At 74.7% G+C, this 14343-nt stretch carries 10 protein-coding genes; 1 reads left to right on the plus strand and 9 read right to left on the minus strand.

Features of this window, described 5'->3' with window-relative positions; all coding sequences use genetic code 11:
• Nucleotides 1-556: 556 nt before the first annotated feature.
• The 9 genes from ACWDR0_RS32555 to eccE all read right to left on the minus strand — a co-directional run bounded on the left by ACWDR0_RS32555 (nt 557) and on the right by eccE (nt 13100).
• Nucleotides 557-1531, minus strand: a complete 975-nt coding sequence (locus tag ACWDR0_RS32555; RefSeq protein ID WP_456355426.1) for an ABC transporter ATP-binding protein — start codon at nt 1529-1531, stop codon at nt 557-559.
• Nucleotides 1528-2703 (minus strand): ABC transporter ATP-binding protein, encoded by a 1176-nt coding sequence (locus ACWDR0_RS32560; RefSeq protein WP_456355427.1) that lies wholly within the window; start codon nt 2701-2703, stop codon nt 1528-1530. The genes ACWDR0_RS32555 and ACWDR0_RS32560 overlap by 4 nt, the downstream gene beginning before the upstream one ends.
• Nucleotides 2700-3584, minus strand: coding sequence for an ABC transporter permease (locus tag ACWDR0_RS32565; RefSeq protein ID WP_456355428.1), 885 nt, complete (start codon nt 3582-3584; stop codon nt 2700-2702). The genes ACWDR0_RS32560 and ACWDR0_RS32565 overlap by 4 nt, the downstream gene beginning before the upstream one ends.
• Nucleotides 3581-4681 (minus strand): ABC transporter permease, encoded by a 1101-nt coding sequence (locus ACWDR0_RS32570; protein WP_456355429.1) that lies wholly within the window; start codon nt 4679-4681, stop codon nt 3581-3583. The genes ACWDR0_RS32565 and ACWDR0_RS32570 overlap by 4 nt, the downstream gene beginning before the upstream one ends.
• Nucleotides 4682-4684: 3 nt before the next feature.
• Nucleotides 4685-6574 carry an ABC transporter substrate-binding protein gene (locus ACWDR0_RS32575; RefSeq protein WP_456355430.1) on the minus strand — a complete coding sequence of 630 codons (1890 nt, stop codon included), beginning with the start codon at nt 6572-6574 and terminating at the stop codon, nt 4685-4687.
• Between the two features lie 193 nt (nt 6575-6767).
• A complete protein-coding gene (locus ACWDR0_RS32580; protein WP_456355431.1) occupies nt 6768-9932 on the minus strand; it encodes an SCO5717 family growth-regulating ATPase in 3165 nt (1054 codons plus the stop codon).
• Between the two features lie 459 nt (nt 9933-10391).
• A complete protein-coding gene (locus ACWDR0_RS32585; protein ID WP_456355432.1) occupies nt 10392-10625 on the minus strand; it encodes a DUF397 domain-containing protein in 234 nt (77 codons plus the stop codon).
• A 406-nt stretch (nt 10626-11031) separates the two neighbouring features.
• Nucleotides 11032-11682: a hypothetical protein gene (locus tag ACWDR0_RS32590; protein WP_456355435.1), complete on the minus strand. Its 651-nt coding sequence runs from the start codon at nt 11680-11682 to the stop codon at nt 11032-11034.
• Between the two features lie 56 nt (nt 11683-11738).
• Nucleotides 11739-13100, minus strand: coding sequence for a type VII secretion protein EccE (eccE, locus tag ACWDR0_RS32595; protein ID WP_456355433.1), 1362 nt, complete (start codon nt 13098-13100; stop codon nt 11739-11741).
• 188 nt (nt 13101-13288) lie between these two features.
• Between eccE and eccB the strand changes: the two genes are divergently transcribed.
• A partial coding sequence (gene eccB / locus ACWDR0_RS32600) for a type VII secretion protein EccB (protein ID WP_456355434.1) occupies nt 13289-14343 on the plus strand: 1055 nt, incomplete at its 3' end.

The following is a 14343-nucleotide window of genomic DNA, read 5'->3' on the forward strand; positions in this document are numbered from 1 at the left end:
CACGTGCGATGCACCGCCCTGAAGCGCGTCGGTCTGGTCGCCCGTGGCTGCGGGGGCGACCCTGCACCCCCCTCCCCACGGACCCGTTGCATGGATGCCCCCGGGCCCGGAGATGCCGACAGGGTCCCGCGCCAAACAGTGGACGCACATCCCCAGGGCGTGCCCGCACCCCGAGTGGGGCGCACTCTCCGCCCCGGGTGACTGCAAGACATCTCTCCCCCCGGTGACGGCGCCACCATCAGGGGCTTTGCGGTGCTGTTCAAGTCGGGATCACGTGGGAGTGGGGTGCAGGGTCGCCCCCGCAGCCGATGGCGACAAGACGGGACGCGCTTCAGTGGCGGTGCATCGCCGTCGGCGAGGAGGTGAGCCCGGAGGCCCACGACCCACCCGAGCCCAGACAAGGTGGGTCACGACCCCACGTAGCAACGGTCACAAGCTTTTCAGCCCCGCCGGCGTTTGAGGCGCAGGAGCAGCCCGCACCCCGCGGGCAAGGCACACCCCCGGGCCCCGGGGGCAAGCAACCCCAGCGGGAGGCGCCCCCGCGGGAGGCGCCCCGTCACGGGAGGTGACACGCCACCCCATCGCCCCGTACCCGCCCCGGCTGCTCGCTGCGGCAGCGTTCCGCGACCCCGGCCGCCCCCGCAGCCCCGGCGGCCAGCGCCTCGCAGCGCGCGTGGAAGCGGCAGCCCGGCGGGATACGTGCAGGGTCCGGCGGTTCACCGGCGAGGACCACCGGCGGCTCCGGTGAATCCGGGAGCACGGAGAGCAGGGCCTTCGTATAGGGGTGGCGCGGGGTGGTGAGGACGGTTTCGACCGGGCCCGACTCCACGACCCGGCCCAGGTACATCACGGCCACCCGGTCGGCGATGTTCCACGCCAGCCCCAGGTCGTGCGTGACGACCAGTGCGGAGAGCCCGAGTTCGGCGCGGAGCCTCAGCAGCAGGGCCAGGATCTCGCCGCGTACGGAGGCGTCCAGGGAGGCCACCGGCTCGTCGGCGACGATCAGCCCGGGTTCGAGGACGAGGGCTCCCGCGATGACGACCCGCTGGCGCTGCCCGCCGGAGAGTTCGTGCGGATAGCGCAGGAAGAAGCGCTCGGGCGGACGCAGCCCCGCCAGGGACAGCGCACGGGCCACGGCGGCCCGTTCGTCCGCAGGCCCGTGGCGCTCCCGGTGCACGCGCAGGCCCTCCGCGACCGCTTCGTACACCGTGTGCCGGGGGTTGAGGGAGCCGGTGGGGTCCTGGAGGACCAACTGGGCCCGGCGCCGGAAGGCCTTGAGGGCGCGGGGCGTGTAGTCGAGGGGCCGGCCGTCGAAGGAGACCGTGCCCGAGGTCGGACGCACCAGCCCGAGCAGCGCCCGGGCCAGGGTGGTCTTTCCGCAGCCGGACTCGCCGACCAGGGCGACGATTTCGCCCGCACCGACCGTGAGGTCGACCCCGTCGACGGCGCGCGCCGCGGGCCCGCCGCGCCGTCCGGGGAAGGTGACGTGCAGGTCGTCGGCGCTCAGGAGGGGCAGAGGGGGACGGTTCACAGCGGGTCTCCCGGTGGTCGGGCGGTGGCCGCCCCGTGGTCGCGCGGCTCCTCCGTCGCCGGGCCCTCTGGCCCAGGGTCCGGCACCAGGCCCTCCGGCCCAAGGCCCGGCCCAGGGCCCGGCGCCCCCTGGCCGTGCGGGTCCTCCGGCGCCGGCGCCGGGACCACCCCGGGCACCAGGGCCAGGCCCTCCGGCGCCAGGGTCGCCCCCGTGTGAACGCACGCCGCCCCGTGGCCGTCACCCCCCGCCGGGGCCAGGGCGGGCTCCTCTTCCGCGCAGGCCGCCACCGGCACCGTGCAGCGCGGCAGGAACGCGCACCCGCGGGGGAGCGCCGCGGGGTCCGGCGGGTCTCCGGGCAGCCCGCGCGGCGCCCGGCGGGACGCGGGGTCCCCGACGCGCGGGAAGGCCGCGGCCAGCGCCCGGCCGTAGGGATGGCGGGCGGCGGTGTGGACCGCCCGCGCCGGGCCGTGTTCGACGATCCGGCCCGCGTACATCACCGCCAGCCGGTCGCAGGTGTCGGCGAGTACCGCGAGATCGTGGCTGATCATCACCAGCCCGATGCGCTGCTCGGCGACGAGCTGTCCGATCAGCCGCAGGATCTGCGCCTGGATCATCACGTCCAGCGCGGTGGTCGGCTCGTCGGCGATGATCAGCTCGGGGTCGCAGGCCAGTGCCATGGCGATCATCACCCGCTGGCGCTGCCCGCCGGAGAGTTCGTGGGGATAGGCCCGGGCTCGGTCGGCCGGCAGCCCCACCTGCCGCAGCAGGTCGGCCACCCGCTCCCGGGCTTCCGCCGGGGTGGCCCGGCGGTGCAGCAGCAGGGGTTCGGCGATCTGGTCGCCGATGCGGTGGACCGCGTTCAGGGAGTGCATCGCGCCCTGGAAGACCAGCGAAGCGCCCGCCCAGCGCACCGCCCGCAGCCGCCCCCAGCGCATGGTGAGGACGTCCTCCCCGTTGAGGAGGACCCGGCCTGCCACGGTCGCCGCCGGTGGCAGCAGTCGCAGCAGCGCCAGGGCCAGCGTCGACTTCCCGCACCCGGATTCCCCGGCGATACCCAGCTTCTCGCCCGCCGCCAGGTCGAGGTCGACGCCCCGGACGGCCGGGACCGCGGTCTCCCCGGAGCCGTACACCACTCTCAGGTTCCGTACCCGGAGCAGGGGTGCCGCCGTCATGAGGCGGTCCCCAGCTTGGGGTTGAGTACGGATTCGACGGCCCGCCCGCAGAGGGTGAAGGCGAGCGCGACGGCCGCGATGGCCAGCCCGGGCGGGGCCAGGTACCACCAGTGTCCGGCGGAGACGGCGCCCGCCTCCCGGGCGTCCTGGAGCATGCCGCCCCACGACACCACGGTCGGATCGCCGAGGCCGAGAAAGGCGAGGGTGGCCTCGGTGAGGATGGCGGTGGAGATTCCGAGCGTGGTCTGCGCCAGGACCAGCGGCATCACATTGGGCAGCACATGGCGGCCCATCACATGCCGGTGGCCGCCGCCGAGCGCCCTGGCCCGTTCGATGTACGGCCGGGATTCGACGGCGATGGTCTGCGCCCGTACCAGCCGGGCGGTCGTCGGCCAGCTGGTCACGCCGATGGCGACCACGACCGTCCACACGCTTCGCGACATGACCGTCGCGAGCACGATCGCCAGGACCAGGGCCGGCATCACCAGGAACCAGTCCGTGATCCGCATCAGCACCGCCGCCGGTTTGCCGCCGTAGTGCCCGGCGAGGACTCCGACGAGGGTGCCGATCGCCACCGACAGGGCGGCCGCCAGCAGTCCGACGACCAGGGAGATCCGTGCCCCCCACACCAGCAGCCCCAGCAGCGACCGGCCGAACTGGTCGGTGCCGAGGGGAAACGCGGCGCTCGGCGGCTCCAGCGGTCCGCCGGGCGCCCTGGTGACGCTGCGGACATCGTCGGTGAGCAGCGGTGCCGCCAGCGCCGCCAGGGCGATCACGGCCAGTGCGGCGAGCCCGGCGAGCCCGGTCCGGCGGGACCGGTAGGCCCGCCAGAAGCGGCCCGCCGACGCCCGCCGCCGCGCCCGTGCCAGGGAGGTGCTCATCGGGCCACCCGGGGGTCGAGGAACGGGTAGAGGAGGTCGGCCAGCAGGTTCATCAGGATCATCGCTCCCGCGAAGACGACGAACAGCCCCTGCACCAGCGGCAGGTCCGGCACGCTGAGTGCCTGGTAGAACAGCCCGCCGAGCCCCGGCCACGAGAACACCGTCTCGACCAGGATCGACCCGGCCGCCACATGGCCCAGATTGATGAAGATCATGGTCACCGTCGGCAGCAGCGCGTTCGGTACGGCGTGCCGGCGCCGTACGACCGCGTCCCGCAGCCCCTTGGCCCGGGCCGTCGTCAGATAGTCGCCGCCCATCTCGTCCAGCAGCGAGGAGCGCATCACCAGCAGCGTCTGCGCGTATCCGACGGCGACCAGTGTCAGCACCGGCAGCACCATGTGGTGGGCGACGTCGAGGACGTACGCGATCCCCTCCGTCCCGCCGGACTCCATCCCGCCGGTCGGGAAGAGACCCGGCACCGGCCCGGCGCCCACCGAGAAGACCACGACCAGCAGCAGCCCCAGCCAGAACGAGGGCACCGACCAGAGCGTCAGCGCCAGCCCGGTGCCGAGCCGGTCGGCGGTGCCGCCGTGCCGCCATGCCGAGCGGGTGCCGAGCCAGAGCCCGAGGGCCGAGTACAGCACCACGGCGACCCCGGTGAGCAGCAGCGTCGCGGGCAGCTTTGCGGCGATCAGCTCCCCGACGGGCGCCCGGAACTGGTACGAGGTGCCGAGATCCCCGGTCAGCGCGCTCGTGCAGTACTCCGTGAACTGCCGCCACAGCGGCTGGTCCAGCCCGAACTGCCGCCGCAGGGCGGCCAGCTGCTCCGCCGAGGTCGGGGCGCCGTGCGTCATGGCCTTCACCGGGTCGCCCGGCACGATCCGGAACAGGAAGAAGCCGGTCACCAGGACGGCGAGCAGCGAGACCGCGGCCCCGCCCAGCTTCCCCGCGAGATACGGCAGATACGCCCGGGCCCGGATCCGCAGCCGCTCCCCGCGCGCCCCACGAGTCCGGGCGCCCGTGTCCAGGGCACCGGCGGTCGCCGTCGCGGACGGGGCGGCCGGGGCGCCGGGTGGTGAGGTCGAGGGTGAGGTCATGGGCTACTCCCGGTCCTCGGCCGTCGCGCGGCGCCGTATCACCACGAGCGCCGCCAGGAATGCCGCGGGCACCAGGGCGGCACCCAGGCCGAGGAGCAGTCCGCGGGCGGCGTCCTTGTCCGGTCCGCCGTCACCGGCTCCGGCACCGGGCTCCGCCGACCACCAGCTCCAGTAGCCGTCCTGGCCCCAGATATTGCCCGCGGCCTCGGGCATCGTCGTGATCGACCGGATGTGGTCGGTACGGTAGGCCTCGACCGCGTTCGGATAGGCGACGACATTCATGAAACCGGTGTCGTACAGCCGGGACTGGAGCCGTTTCACCAGCCCGGCCCGGGCTACGGGGTCGTACTCGGCGGACTGCGCCGCGTACAGCGCGTCGTACTCCCGGTCGCAGATGAAATTGTCCGTCGAGCCGGTGGCCCGCGGGGTGGCGGGCAGCGCGGCACAGGTGTGGATGGCGAGCGCGAAGTCCGGGTCCGTGTTCACCGACCAGCCGTCGAAGGCGAGGTCGTAGTCCCCCTTGAGCCAGGGGTCGGAGACATTGTCGAGACAGTCCACCCGCAGCCCGATGCCCAGCCCCGCCCACCACTCCTGGAGGTACTTCCCGATCGCCCGGTCATGGGGGTCGGTGGCATGGCACAGGATCCGGAACGAGAGCGGTCTGCCGTCCTTGCCCAGCCGCTTCCCGTCGCCGTTCCTGCGGTATCCGGCCCGGTCCAGGAGGGCTGCGGCCCGCCCGGGGTCGTAGCCGATCCGCTGTCCGGCGGCCGGTTTCCAGTGGTACGGGGCATAGCGCGGCGGGACATAGCCCTCGCCCTCCACGGCATGGCCCCGGAACACCTTGCCGACCAGCACCGTACGGTCGACGGCGTGGAAGAGGGCCCGGCGGACGGCCGGGTCCAGCAGCGCGCGGTGGCCGCTGCCGAAGGTCCGGCCGTCCCGGGAGCGGGCACCGGGGTTGGTGGCCAGGGCGAGGAAGCGGCGGCCGGGGGCGTCGTTGACGCGGATGTTCCGGGTGCCGTCGAGCGCGGCGGCCTGGGCGGGTGTCAGCCCCTGGACGAACGAGACCTCGCCCTTGCGCAGGGCGGCGACGGCCGCGTCGCCGTCCTTGTAGTACTTCAGCAGCAGCTCGTCGAAGCGCGGGGCGCCGCGCCAGAAACCCCGGTTGGCCCGGAGCCGCAGATAGCGGTCGACCTTGAAGTCGGTGATGACGAACGGGCCGCTGCCGACGACCGGGAACTTCCGGTCGTTGGTGAAGGCCGGGATGGACGGGACCTTCTCCCAGATATGCCGGGGCACGATCGGGATGTCCAGCGAGACCATCGTGGCCTGCGGTTTCTTCAGCTCGACGACCAGGGTTTCCGGGTCGGGGGCGGTGACCCGGCGGAAGTTCGCGGTAAAACTGCCGCTCGCCGTTGCCGCACCCTCATCCGTCATGATTTTGTTGAAGGTCCAGGCCGCGTCGCCCGCGGTGACCGGCCGGCCGTCCGACCAGCGGGAATCGCGGCGGATGGTGTACGTCCAGACCAGCTTGGACGGGGACGCGGTCCAGGAGGTCGCCAGCCCCGGCACCGGCCGGCCGTCCTTCGGGTGGTAATCCGTCAGGTACTGGTAGGCCAGCCGGTGGACGCTGGTGGAGACGAGGCGCTGGGCGAGGAAGGGGCTGAGGGAGTCCACGCTCTGCGATACGGCGATCGTCAGGACCTTCTTCGGCGCCTTGTCCGCCGGGCCTCCGTCTCCCGTCCCGTTCCGGTCCCCGGCCGCGGCGGCCGGTGGTGCGAGCAGCGCGAGCAGGGCGCCCGCGGCACCGAGCGCGCCGAGGCGCGACCGGCGGCGCGGGGCGGCCGCGGGGCAGGGCGGTGCCTGGGCCTGCGGCGGGACGGTGGTGACCATGGCGGCGACCTCGCGTCGGCGCTCACGCGGAGCGGATGGGCGGTGGGGCGGCCGGTGCCGGAACCGGCGCTGGTACATACCCCGCCGGCGGGTCCGCATATCGGGCTGTACCCCGCCCGGGCCGCACCGGCGCATGCCGAGGGCCCGCAGCGGCAACGCGCTGCGGGCCCTGACCGGTCCGCTCGGTGACGCCCTACGGCCGGGGCGCCGGCGGCTCCTGCGTCTCGTCGCCCGGCTGCTGCCGCGGGGGCAGCGGAACGCCCGGCGGCGGGGGCGGCTGCTGTCCCGGGGGCTGCTGGGGCCAGCCCTGCTGCGCCGGGGGAGCGGCGGGCGGACCCTGTGGCGGATAGGGCTGCGGGGCCGCCGGCGGCGCTCCGTACGGATAAGGCTGTCCGCCCTGCGCCTGGGGATACGGCTGCCCGGGTGCGCCGTACGGGCCCGGCTGCCCCGGATACTGCTGACCGGGCACCGGCGGGACGGCGGGCTGCCCGGGTCCGGGTGCCTGCCCGCCGGGGCCGGGCAGGCCCTGCTGCGGCTGACCGGGGTAGGGCTGTCCCTGCTGCGGCGGTGCGGCGGGCGGCTGCCCGGGATACGCCTGACCGGGGTATCCCTGCCCGGGGTGGTACCCCTGGCCCGGCTGCGGCTGCCCCTGCTGCGGCGGTGCGGCGGGCGGCTGCTCCGCACCGGACCAGCCCCCCGCGGCGGGCTGACCCGGCATACCGGGCTGCTGGTACCCGGGCATCGGCGGTGCCATCGTGGGCGGCGGATTGCCGTCGGCCGTCCACAGCCCCTGCAACTGCTGGGCCCGCGCGAAGTCCTCGGCGATCAGCGCGGAGAGATTGAAGTACGCCTCGCGGGTCTTGGGCCGCATCATGTCCAGGTCGACCTCGGCCCCCGCCGCCAGATGCTCGTCGAAGGGGACCACGACCACCCCGCGGCAGCGCGTCTGGAAGTGGGCGACGATGTCCTCCACCTTGATCATCTTTCCGGTCTCGCGTACTCCGGAGATGACGGTCACGGACCGCTGCACCAGCTCCGCGTAGCCGTGCGCGGAGAGCCAGTCGAGCGTGGTGCTCGCACTGCTCGCCCCGTCGACGGAGGGGGTGGAGATGATGATGAGCTGGTCGGCCAGGTCGAGCACGCCGCGCATCGCGCTGTAGAGCAGCCCGGTGCCCGAGTCGGTGAGGATGATCGGGTACTGACGGCCCAGCACCTCGATCGCCCGCCGGTAGTCCTCGTCGTTGAAGGTGGTGGAGACCGCCGGGTCCACATCGTTGGCGATGATCTCCAGGCCGGACGACGCCTGGGAGGTGAAGCGGCGGATGTCCATGTACGAGTTGAGGTACGGGATCGCCTGCACCAGGTCCCGGATGGTGGCCCCGGTCTCCCGCCGCACCCGGCGGCCGAGGGTTCCGGCGTCCGGGTTGGCGTCGATGGCGAGGATCTTGTCCTGCCGCTCGGTGGCCAGGGTGGACCCGAGCGCGGTGGTGGTGGTCGTCTTGCCGACGCCGCCCTTGAGACTGATGACCGCGATCCGGTAGCAGGAGAGGACGGGCGTACGGATCAGGTCCAGCTTGCGCTGCCGCTCGGCCTCCTCCTTGCGGCCGCCCAGCTTGAACCGGGAGGACGCGGACGGGTTCCGGCTCGACCTGGCCTTCTGCTTGTTGCTGCGGAGCAGCCGGTCGGAGGAGAGCTCGACGGCCGCGGTGTAACCGAGGGGAGCGCCCGGAACGGAGCGCTCGCGCTGGTCGTGGGCGACGGGCGTGGGCCAGCCGCCGCCGGTCCGCGGATCGGCGGGCGGCTGGGCCGGATCCTGGTGGGGGTACGCGTACCCCGGCTGCTGCGGCTGTTCCGCCGGGGTGCCGCCGGACTGCGGTACGGCGGGCGGCAGCGGCGCGGCGGCGGCCGGGGGCTGCTGGACCTGCGGCAGCGGACCCGGAAGGGCGTGCGGCGCGGCGGGTACGGCCGGGTCGGCGGGGGCCTGGGGCGGGAAGCCGTAGCCGGGCGGCTGTGCCGGGGGTACGGCGGGTTCCGCGGCGGCCTGCGGCTGCGGCGGAAAACCGTAACCGGGCGGCTGCGGAAGGGGAACCGGCGGCGCGGCGGGTACGGCAGGGTCGGCGGGGGCCTGCGGCGGGAAACCGTAACCGGGCTGCTGTGCGTGCGGCTGCGGAAGCGGCGGCGCCGGATGGGGGTAGGCGTAACCCGGCCCGGACTCCGGCTGCGGGGGTACGGGCTGCGCGCCGGTGTGCCCCTGAGCCGAGGCGGGCGGCGGCGCCGACTGGTCGGCCGTCTGCGGGGACACCGGCCACTGCGGCGCGGAGGCCGGGGCGGCGGCGGGCTGGAAGGCGGGCGGCAGCGGCGGCAGCGCGCCGCTCTGCGCGGGCCCGGCAGCCCAGGGCGCGGGCGCGGCGGGGGGCGTGTCCCGCGGCGTTTCCCGAGGCATGGGGAGGGCCGCGGGCGCCGCGTCCTGCGATACGGCTGCCGGGGCGGGCTCCACCGGCAGCGCGCCGGCCGCACCGGCTTCGGCAGGCTCCACCGGCCCGTGTCCGGGCTCCGGCTCGTGCGACTCGCCGGCCGCGGGAGCCGGGGCTTCCGCCCCGGTGCTGTCCGCCCCGTCGCCGTCGGCCGCTTCCGGCTCCGGCGCGCCGTCTCCACCGGCCCCGGCCCCGGGCGACCCCGCCAGGTCGGCCGCGGCGCCCGGCTCCGTAACCTCGCCGGATCCACCGGGAGCGGTATCGGCTCCGGCGCCTGGAACGGCCCCGGGAACGGTCCCGGAAAACGCTTCGGCGGGGACGGCACCGCCACTTCCGGCTCCGGTCTCCCCGGCCGCGCGCCGGGCCGCGTCCCGCTCGGCGATCTCCCGCTGGAGCGCACCGGGGGCGAAGCGCATCGTGGCGCCGCTCTCCACATCACCGCCGCCGAACGGCTCCGGCGCGGCCTGGGCCCCACCGCCGTGACCGGCGACCGGCCCGGCCGCCGGAGACACCACCGGCGCGGCGGCCGGGGGCGGCGGGAAGGCGGCCTGCGGGCCGGGCGCTTCGGGACCGGGCGCGGCACCGGGAACACCGCCGTGCGGCAGACCGCCCCCGGGCACCGCGGGCATACCGCCGGGGCCCGGCTCGCCGCCCTGCGGGGCGAATCCGCCCTCCGGGGGCGGTCCGGGCACGGCCAGGGGCGCGCTGCCCGGCGGGGGCGGCGCGGGCGCACCGCCCGGGGTGTCCTCGAACGCGTTCTGCGTGTACCAGGCGGGCGGGGTGTAGTCGATGGTGAACTCACCCGTCATCTCGGCGGGATCCGCGTCGGACTCGTCGGCGGGAAGGTCCCAGCCCCCGCGGATCCCGTCCCGATCGCTGTTCACTGTGCCTCCTGGTGTGGTCGAGCACCGTCGAGTCCCGGTGCGGATGGGCGACTGCCGTCCAGCGGCCGGCCCGGCCGGTTCCGTGACGAGGTGGCGTGGTGCTCGTGGGTTCGTTCCGCCACTGTCCCCCACCACCCTAAACGCCAAGGGCGACAGCCCGGCAGCCCCGGCGCCGCCGCCGGACCGCCGCCCCGTATCCGGTGTGCCGCAAGGGAAACCCGGCTTCCGGGGAAGGCCCGCCCGGTGCGAATACAGACCGGGTGAAACGGTGCAACTCGCCTGCCGCCGCCGGGCCGGGGCGCCCCTGCGGGGCTCCGGTGAACGGCGGGCGAACACCCGGTGAGCACCGCCGCCCGCGGCCGGTTCACGGCGGCGCACCCGCCTCGCACCGGTCCCGGCGGGCGCTCACCGGCGCCGGGCCCGGCCGCCCGTTCGGCACCGCGCCCCGCCGCCCGGTGCTCAGGTGATGTCGAACTCGCCGTCCCGGGCGCCCAGGACGAAGGCCTCCCACTCGGCCGCCGTGTAGCGCAGCACGGTGTCCGGGTCCAGCGAGGAGCGCATCGCGACCCCGCCGCCCGGGAGATGGGCGATCTCCACCCGCTCCTCGTCCTCGCTGGTGCCGGGCGCGCTCCGCCACTCGACCCCCGAGATGTCGAGTGCGTACAGCTCGTCCTTCTCCTGTGCGGTGCCCATCGTCACGTTCCCCTTCGTCAGTCCCGGTCCGTACCGTCCCGGGCGGGACCGCGCGAGGTCCGCGGGTCCGCGTCGCTGAAGGGATTTTAGGCTCAACGGCACCCCGTTCCGGGGCCGGTTCCACGGAAGATCCCCACCACCTCCGGAGGGACTCCGTGCGGGCGGCGGTACGGGCGAACGCCCGTACGGCTCCGTACGGGGCGGTACGAACACAGGACCGGATGCCCCGCGCCCGTACACCCGAACCCCGCCCGGCGTACCCGCGCACCGGTCCCGTGGGCGCCCGCGCCCGTACACCCGCCTCCGTACACCGTGCTCGTACCTCCGGCGCCCGTGCACCCGCGCCCGTACACCCCTGCTGGTAACTCCGGCGCCCGCGCCCCGGGGCGTACGCCGCCGCCCGCCGTCAGTCCATGCGCCGGGCGGTGCCCAGCAGTCCGGTCTCCGCGTCCGTGCCGCTCGTCATCACCCAGTTCCGTTCCCCGCCCGCGGACCAGAGCGTCACCCCGTCCGCCAGCGTCGGCAGGGCACCGCTCTCCGCCTCCGCCAGTCCGAGGATCCGGCCGATCTGCCGGGCCTCCTGGGGCGACACCCGCTGTACGCCCACCAGCGTCGCCGCCCGCAGCAACCGCGGCGCGACCGGGCTCAGATACGGCAGCAGCGTCAGCACCGACTGCCAGGGCGCCGAGACCACCCGCCCGCGCGGCGGGCGCATACCGCAGTCCCGGATCACCACCACGGGACTGCCGACCGTGGCACCCATCGGCGGCACCCGGCCCACCTCGTGCAGGGTGATGCAGTCCAGACCGGCGCCCGCGGCCTGGGCAAGCGTCGTCCACGCCTGCGGCCGGCCGGTCTCCACGGCGACCCGCGCCCCCGTACCCGCCGCCCGCAGCGCCAGCACCTGGGCCGTCCACAGCCCGCCGATCAACAGGACGTCGTACGGCGTCGAACGGTGGAAGCCCACCATCAGCGGACGGCCCTCGGCGTCGTCGCCGATGACCACCCCGTCGTCGCCGACCGGCAGCGACAGCGCGCCCAGATCGGCGGCCGCCATGGTGTGTCCCGGGTGGCGGGGCCCGGTCAGCCTGCGCGCGGCGCGCGCCACGCCCCTCACTGCGCACCGCCGAGCGGCAGGGTGGCCAGCGCGCCGGGCAACTGCTCGCGGTCCAGCCGGACCAGGGAGACCCGGCCGGTACGGGCGTGCTGCTCCAGCGTCCGCCGTACCCCGATCAGCTCGGTGTCCGAACCGCCCGTCACCCGGACATGACCGGCCATCGACAGCGCTCCCCGGTGCGTGCCCCGCCGCAGGGTGAGGCTGAAGGTCGTGGCGTATGCGGGCGCGGCCGTCAGCAGCGCCACCAGCTTCGGCAGCGGGGCCGCGCCGCGGCCGAGTTCGGGCCAGCGGCCCACCGCGTACGTCGTGTGCCAGCGGTCGTCGCAGCGCCACACCCGGGCGGTCTCCGCGGTCCGCTGCTGGGGCACCGCGTCCGGCCTGCTGGCCCGGGCCGCGAGCCGGGGGCTGGCGCAGGCCGCCGTCGCCAGCGTGGAGTTCAGTTCCTGCTGGTCGAGGACGACGGCCGAGAACCCGGCCCCCGTCACCCGGCTGGCCACATGGTCCGCCACCCGCACCAGACAGCGCTGGGCGCCCTCGACCCCGCCGCCGCGGGCCTCGACGGCCTCCCGGCAGCGCTCCGGGTCCAGCTTCACCGCCACCCAGGTCATCCGCAGCGCCGGGGCACCGGTCCGCTCCTGGAGCGGGGCGTACGACAGCCGGGCCACCGACTGCTGCGGCAGATGCGGCGCCGGTGCCGACCGCACCTGCTGTACGAGCTGGACCGACTCCACGACGATGTCGTCGACCTCCAGCGCGCCGCCCAGCAGGGCCAGCGGCAGTGCCCGGGCGCCGAACGCGGGCCGCAGTCCGGCACCGCTCGCCTCCACCCGGACGACCGCGGTCAGAAAGCCGCCGTCGCCCAGCATGCCGACCGTACGGCGGTTCTTGTCGACATACGGATACGGGCGCAGGCCCGGTACGCCCTCGACGACCGGGGCCAGCGAAGGGTCGGTGTCGGCCGCGGCGGGCCCGGCGGCCCGGCGGCGGGCCCGCAGGGCCAGCGCGGTGGTCAGCCAGTCCTGGACGGCCTGGCCGCGGCGGCGCAGAAAGGCGAGGAGGACCAGCAGCGCGGCGACCGCCACGGCCGGCACCAGCCAGAGTCCGCCGGCGACGGCGCCGAGCGCGGCAATCACCAGCGCGATTTCCACCAGCGCGAGCTGACGCAGTTGCAGCGGGCCGAGCCGCCGCGTCCGGGAGAGCGGCCGGAGGGTCGTGGTCGCGGGCGGGGCCTGCGGACCGCCGCGGCCCGGGCCCCGGTCGGGCCGCGGACCGGAACCGGTCCGCCCCCGGTCGGTGCGTGCGCCCCCCGCGCGTCGTCCGGGCGTCCGCCCATTTCGCGCGCGCGTCGCCGTAGCCATCGCCGCGATGCCCCCTCGTGTCCGTAATTCCCAAATTCCGGTGGACGTTGACAGGGCGATCACCCTACCTGGCCGGTAAGCCGGCAGCCCCAGCAGGCATAGTAGGGGCCGTACGACGGCGGGCCGATTCGGAGAACGACGGCGCAGCGGGGCCCGACCGCCACGTGGGGAGAGGGACAAGCGGACAGATGGCATCACGTCGGGACGAACTCAACGCCTACACCTTCGCGAAGCGACGGTTGATCGCGCAGTTCCTCCAGCCCAATACGACAGGCTCCGAGGAGGGCGCGCCCAAGCCCCTGCGTGCCGTTGTCCCCGGGGCCATCGTCGGTGTGGTGATTCTCGCCGGATTCGGTGCCTGGGGAATGTTCAAGCCGGTGGCGCCCAAAGGCTGGGACAAGCCCCGCGAGAACGTCATCATCGCCAGTAAATCGACAACGCGATATGTGGTGGTCGAGACCGGCGGAAAGAAGCAGCTTCATCCCGTTCTCAACATGGCCTCCGCAAAACTTCTGCTGAATCTCGACAGAGGCAAGGTCATCAAGGTCGACGAGTCCGTTCTCGACAGCGGAAAGATCCCGCACGGCGCGACTCTCGGAATTCCCTACGCGCCCGACCGGCTGCCGAAGGCGAAGGACGCCGGCTCCGCCAAGCGCTGGGCGGTGTGCGAACGCCCCGGGCAGGGCGGCCGGGCCATCCAGAAGGCCGCGTTCGTCCTCGCCGACCGGGAGAAGGGCAAGGTCGACGGCGAGCGGAAGCTGACGGGCGGCCAGCTGCTGTACGTCGAGTCCGGCAAGGACCGTTACATCGTCGACGCGGCCGGGACGGCGTACCCGGTCGACGACGACGAGGCGCTGCTCCGCCAGCTGGTCGGGCAGAACCGCAAGCCGCAGCGGGTCTCCCCGCAGTGGCTTGCGACCCTCCACAAGGGCGACCGGATCACCTTCCCCGAACTGCCCGGCGGTATCGGCGACGACGCGGGCGTCCCCGGCAGTCTGGAGGACGGAGCCAACCGCGTCGGCATGATCCTCCAGGCCACCGACGGCACCGAGGAGCAGCATTACGTGGTGCTGGAGGGCCGGGTCGCCCCCATCACCGACTTCATGGCCAAGCTGCTGCTCAACAGCAGCGACCGGGAGCTGATCGGCCTCGGGCAGAACGGCCGCGCCACCCAGGTCAGCGCCGGCGCCATCACCCCGGGCAAGGCCTTCGGGGACGACCGCACCTGGCCCGCGGAGGCACC

This window comes from Streptomyces sp. NPDC003691, from assembly GCF_053981115.1.

What these genes read in the sequence shown, in the direction of transcription:
- ACWDR0_RS32570 (WP_456355429.1), bottom strand. Translation starts at nt 4,681, where the DNA reads ATGACCTCACCCTCGACCTCACCACCCGGCGCCCCGGCCGCCCCGTCC.
- ACWDR0_RS32585 (WP_456355432.1), bottom strand. Translation starts at nt 10,625, where the DNA reads ATGGGCACCGCACAGGAGAAGGACGAGCTGTACGCACTCGACATCTCG.
- ACWDR0_RS32575 (WP_456355430.1), bottom strand. Translation starts at nt 6,574, where the DNA reads ATGGTCACCACCGTCCCGCCGCAGGCCCAGGCACCGCCCTGCCCCGCG.
- ACWDR0_RS32590 (WP_456355435.1), bottom strand. Translation starts at nt 11,682, where the DNA reads ATGGCGGCCGCCGATCTGGGCGCGCTGTCGCTGCCGGTCGGCGACGAC.
- eccE (WP_456355433.1), bottom strand. Translation starts at nt 13,100, where the DNA reads ATGGCTACGGCGACGCGCGCGCGAAATGGGCGGACGCCCGGACGACGC.
- ACWDR0_RS32565 (WP_456355428.1), bottom strand. Translation starts at nt 3,584, where the DNA reads ATGAGCACCTCCCTGGCACGGGCGCGGCGGCGGGCGTCGGCGGGCCGC.
- ACWDR0_RS32560 (WP_456355427.1), bottom strand. Translation starts at nt 2,703, where the DNA reads ATGACGGCGGCACCCCTGCTCCGGGTACGGAACCTGAGAGTGGTGTAC.